The sequence below is a fragment of the uncultured Paraglaciecola sp. genome, assembly GCF_913058035.1.
In the GTDB taxonomy this organism is placed as follows: Bacteria; Pseudomonadota; Gammaproteobacteria; order Enterobacterales; family Alteromonadaceae; genus Paraglaciecola.
In genome coordinates this window covers 1-4,853 of record NZ_CAJXPA010000252.1, presented here as the reverse complement: position 1 = coordinate 4,853, position 4,853 = coordinate 1, and the positions used below count along the sequence as shown (strand labels likewise).

Sequence of the window (4,853 nt, the reverse complement as noted above, 5' to 3'; positions counted from 1 at the left end):
ACATTGGAAAATGCCGACATCAGGCAAATAGGTAAAGATAAAGAATACGACGAAGTGGTCCAGAGTCGGCGTTATCGTATTATCGAGCGATCGTTTGCAATTATCCCTCAGCGAAGTGGTACCTTCACTATCGAAGGCCCTCTGTTTGAAGGTGAGGTGATTGATAACTCACGCCAGAGCTTTGGCTTTTTTAACCGCAGTAAAGCGGTCAATAGAGTGGGACCTAGTCGGAGCATTACTATTCTGCCAATCCCAAGTAATTATAATTACCACTGGCTGCCTAGTGATTTTGTTCAGCTAGACGACGAATGGCAAGGTAATACTCGTGAGTTCATCGCTGGTGAACCCATCACCCGCACAATTACCTTGACTGCAATTGGAGTGGTAGAAGAGCAATTACCTCAAATCACCAGTATTTATCCTGATTCAGTAAAGACTTACCCAGACCAAGCCGAAACAACAACAGTTGAAAAAAATAACACATTGATCGCTCAACGAATCGAAAGTATTGCGATCATTCCCAGTCAGGCTGGTCAACTTACCATACCAGAAGTTAGGATCCCTTGGTTCAACACCATGACTCAAAAAACTGAATTTGCGGTTCTTGCTGAAAAAACTTTACAAATATTGTCAGCAACAACACAGCCGACCAGCACTATCCCACCAAGTCCAATTTTACAGTCTACCCCTGACGTTAAAGGCTCAGTACAAAGTGACTTAAGTAATCAAAACATTAGCATGCCACAATACTGGATTTGGCTAACAGCCGGGTTACTGATCTTTTGGCTACTTACTTTAATGCTTTGGTACAAACACGTTAGTGTACTAAAAGCGCCGAATAAATCTGCAACTTACTCATCGTTAACAAATATTCAAGATGAGCAATTTTTATGGAAAAGTCTTGAAAAAGCCTTAAATGAAAACGCGGCCCTTGAGACCCAAAAATATTTGGCATTATGGCTAGGCAACATTACTCAAGATAAACAAGCACCCATGGGACAAAGCTTAAAAGCCATCAACAATGAATCCCTATCCGAGGCATTCAATGTCCTTTTAGCCTCACGTTATGCAAAAAATCACAGTGAATGGCAAAGCAAAGAGTTGCATCAAATATTGCGTAAAATACGAAAAGACGGCAATATCGACAAAAAAACAAGATATAACTTGTCACCGCTGTATCCCGCTCCTTAAAAAGTAGGCTGCCAACATATACAAGTTTTAATTTATTTATCCTTGTTGAGAGCCGATTTTCGTTATCTATAGCGTTGCATAAGAGCTCTCTTAGGTATGCGACTCTATAGATAAGAAAAAGCTATGATGAAATTAAACATGTTTTCGCGAAAGCAATATATACAAGCCTCGGTCACTAGTGACATGGCAAGTAAACAAGAACGCTATCAAGTTTTAGTGCTGGCCCTTCATAGCGACATATTCCGTTATGCATATTGGCTGGTTAAAGACAAGGCAGTAGCAGAAGACATAGTGCAGGAGACATTTCTTCGTGCCTGGAAGTCTTTAGATTCCCTGAAGGATGAAAAAGCAGCCAAGTCTTGGTTAATTACCATACTGCGCCGAGAAAATGCTCGACGTTTTGAACGCAAACAGTTTGACTTAGTCGATATTGATGATGTGTCAGTGATTGACGACCAGCTATCCAATGAAATTGAGATTGAGCATAGAGAACTTCGGACCATTATGGAGTCGTTAAGTGAAGAGTACAGAGAACCACTGATGTTACAGATAATTTTTGGCTATAGCGGTGATGAAATTGCCAAGCAGCTTAATTTAAATAAAAATACTGTTATGACTCGACTATTTAGAGCGCGTAATCAAGTCAAAGAAACGTTAGATAAAGCCAATGATAACAGGGGGCGTAAAAATGGATGAATTAGAGTTTCGTCGCATCTTATATGCAGATCCCAATTGCACAGATAAAGAGGTATTGGCAGCCATCGCCAGTGATCCTAAAAAGCAGGAGTTCTACAAAGAACTTAAACAACTCGAAAAAAAAATGCACCAAGCTGCTCAGATTGAAGTACCTGACGACTTGATACACAAATTGATATTGCGGCAAACTATGGAATCTCAGAAGTCGAGTAAGGTGCGTAATCGTATGCAACTTGCTATGGCAGCATCGGTCGCTTTTGTGGTCGGTATTAGTTTTACTATGTGGCAACAAAATAATTTATTGGATTTATCCAAGCAAGCAATCGCCCACGTGCATTATGAAGGTGGTTATGCGCTAGACGCACGAGAAAATGTATCACTGCAACGTGTTAATGCGAAGTTAGCCAAATTTGGTGGTGAGTTTTCAGAAGATATTGGTAGAGTTTACTACGCAAACTTTTGTGATTTTGAAAATGTTAGAAGTCTACATATGGTCGTTGAAGGTGAAAAAGGAAAAGTATCAGTGTTTATTGTTCCCCATAATGACGATTATCTGGCAGAAGGTTCGTCAAGTGACAAAAAATACACTAGTCAGGCCACAGATTTGCAACGAGCTAGTATTATTGTAGTAGGTGAAGAAGGGGCTGGTATCAATCAGATGAAAGAGCAACTGAACAAAAAGATCCGATTTTCAATCTGATTGTTTGAGTATAGTAATGGCTAACAAGTGAATGTTATTTGTATCGAAGTCAAAATATTTTCGTAAAATGCTTCTACCAAGAGGCAATTTCATTGCTGATAAAACATACTGATATGCTCTATGCCGCCATCATCGTAAGCTTCCCCTTGAGTCACAAACCCCAGAGAACGATAGAATGAACACACTTCTAGCTGCGCAGACAAAACAATAGATGCATTAGAAAAATTAAGATTAATATCATTCAATATCAACTTCATTAATCTTTTACCCTGCCCTTTGCCTCGGACACTTTTATCTAATACTACCCGTTCAATTTTGACTTCGTTAGAGCTCTCCACCAGCCTGTATCTGGCGTAAACGGTTAGTTTACCTGATTGATCAAAATCCAAATAATGTATTGCTTCTTGATCATAATCATCAAGGTCATGATAGATACTATTTTGTTCAACAATGAATACCTTCTGACGCAGCTGCGCTAAGGAATATAGCTCATTTTTACTCAGTTCTTCAAACGTTTTGAGGTACATACAACCACTTGATATTTGTAGTGAATTAGTCTTCCAGCATCTGTCTATGATAACATAAATCAAAAAAAACTACTTATACCCCGCTCACTTCTAAAGGAAGCATCAATGGAACCATTCACATTTGTATCCCTCGGTCTATATTTTTTGGTAATGCTTGGCATTGGTTTATATTCATTTAAGCAATCTAGTACCGACGTAGAAGGGTATATGTTGGGTGGTAGAAGTTTAAGCCCTAAGGTCACTGCTTTATCTGCAGGCGCATCCGATATGAGTGGCTGGATGTTAATGGGCTTACCCGGCGCCATGTATGTGTCTGGTATCTCCAGTGCATGGATAGCTGTAGGTCTAGTTACTGGTGCTTATCTGAATTATTTATGGGTTGCACCACGACTAAGAGTATATACAGAATTGGCAAAAAACGCTTTGACCATTCCTGACTATTTTGCAAACCGTTTTAATGACACGAGTCATAGCTTAAGGCTAATTTCTTCTATTGTAATTGTCATTTTTTTCACTTTGTATACTTCATCTGGTGTGGTTGCTGGAGGCAAATTATTTGAATCGTCATTTGGTTTAAGTTATGAAATGGGCCTTTATATAACCGCCGGTGTCGTTGTAGCCTATACTTTACTCGGTGGCTTTATGGCAGTGAGTATCACCGACTTTGTCCAAGGTTGTATCATGTTCGTGTCTTTGGTATTAGTGCCTGTTGTTGTACTGTTCGACCTAGGCGGCTTGACTGGTGCTGCTGCACAACTATCAAGCTACGATGCTGATTTTTTGAATCTGTTTATAGATGCCTCTACTGGGCAAGCGATGTCAGCAATAGGTATAATATCCTTGCTTTCTTGGGGATTAGGCTATTTTGGTCAACCACATATTATTGTGCGCTTTATGGCTATCCGCTCTGTTACTGACATCAAAACAGCACGTAAAATAGGTATTAGCTGGATGGTAGTTTCTATCATCGGTTCTCTGGCAACAGGTATACTCGGTCTAGCTTATGTCACCAAAACCCAAGGTGACATGCAAGACCCAGAAACAATTTTCATCTATCTGTCACAAATCCTGTTTCACCCACTAATAAGTGGCTTTTTATTGGGAGCGATTTTAGCAGCAATAATGAGCACGATTTCCTCACAGTTATTAGTCACATCCAGCTCGTTAACTGGTGATTTCTACCAAGCCTTCTTTCGCAGAGACGCCAGCCAAAAAGAGTTGATCACTGTGGGTAGGATCTCTGTGGCGCTAGTGGCATTGGTTTCCATCTACCTAGCTTATGACCGTGACAGCACTATATTAAATCTTGTCAGCAACGCGTGGGCAGGTTTCGGAGCGGCCTTCGGTCCCGTTGTATTAATCAGTCTATTCTGGAAAAGAATGACACGTATGTCTGCTATTTTAGGCATGTTGTCAGGGGCTATTACAGTTTTAATCTGGATATATGCACCGTTAACTATCAATGGACAAGGCTTAAGCGATTGGCTGTATGAAATAGTACCTGGGTTTATTATATGTAGTGTCACTATTATCAGTATCAGCTTATTGAGTAATCAAGATGATAAATTAGTATTGGAAACTTTCGATGAAGTGAAACACACACTTGATCAGCTTAATTAAACTTTAAAACTATCACAGCGGTTAGTTGCTGAATCACAGACAGTTTAATTATCGCTGTGGTAGTAAAATAATCATTCAATTTAAAGTTGAATTTTGTTATGGTTCTATTAATATAACTT

General features: G+C 39.6%; 5 protein-coding genes. 4 read left to right on the top strand and 1 reads right to left on the bottom strand.

Features of this window, described 5'->3' with window-relative positions; translation table 11 throughout:
• The 3 genes from QZ562_RS19620 to QZ562_RS19610 form a co-directional block, all read left to right on the top strand.
• A partial coding sequence (locus QZ562_RS19620) for a protein BatD (RefSeq protein WP_293764019.1) occupies positions 1 to 1,191 on the top strand: 1,191 nt, incomplete at its 5' end.
• Between the two features lie 138 nt (positions 1,192 to 1,329).
• On the top strand, positions 1,330 to 1,887 hold the full coding sequence (locus QZ562_RS19615) for a sigma-70 family RNA polymerase sigma factor (protein ID WP_293764061.1): 558 nt from the start codon (positions 1,330 to 1,332) through the stop codon (positions 1,885 to 1,887).
• Positions 1,880 to 2,587, top strand: a complete 708-nt coding sequence (locus QZ562_RS19610; RefSeq protein ID WP_293764017.1) for a DUF3379 domain-containing protein — start codon at positions 1,880 to 1,882, stop codon at positions 2,585 to 2,587. Before QZ562_RS19615 ends, QZ562_RS19610 begins: the two co-directional genes overlap by 8 nt.
• An 89-nt stretch (positions 2,588 to 2,676) precedes the next feature.
• Here QZ562_RS19610 and QZ562_RS19605 read toward each other — a convergent pair whose 3' ends face one another.
• Positions 2,677 to 3,114, bottom strand: coding sequence for a GNAT family N-acetyltransferase (locus QZ562_RS19605; RefSeq protein ID WP_293764014.1), 438 nt, complete (start codon positions 3,112 to 3,114; stop codon positions 2,677 to 2,679).
• Between the two features lie 105 nt (positions 3,115 to 3,219).
• On the opposite strand from QZ562_RS19605, the gene putP reads away from it, so the two are divergent.
• Entirely contained in the window at positions 3,220 to 4,734 is a 1,515-nt protein-coding gene (gene putP / locus QZ562_RS19600) for a sodium/proline symporter PutP (RefSeq protein ID WP_293764011.1), read from the top strand.
• Positions 4,735 to 4,853: the final 119 nt, after the last annotated feature.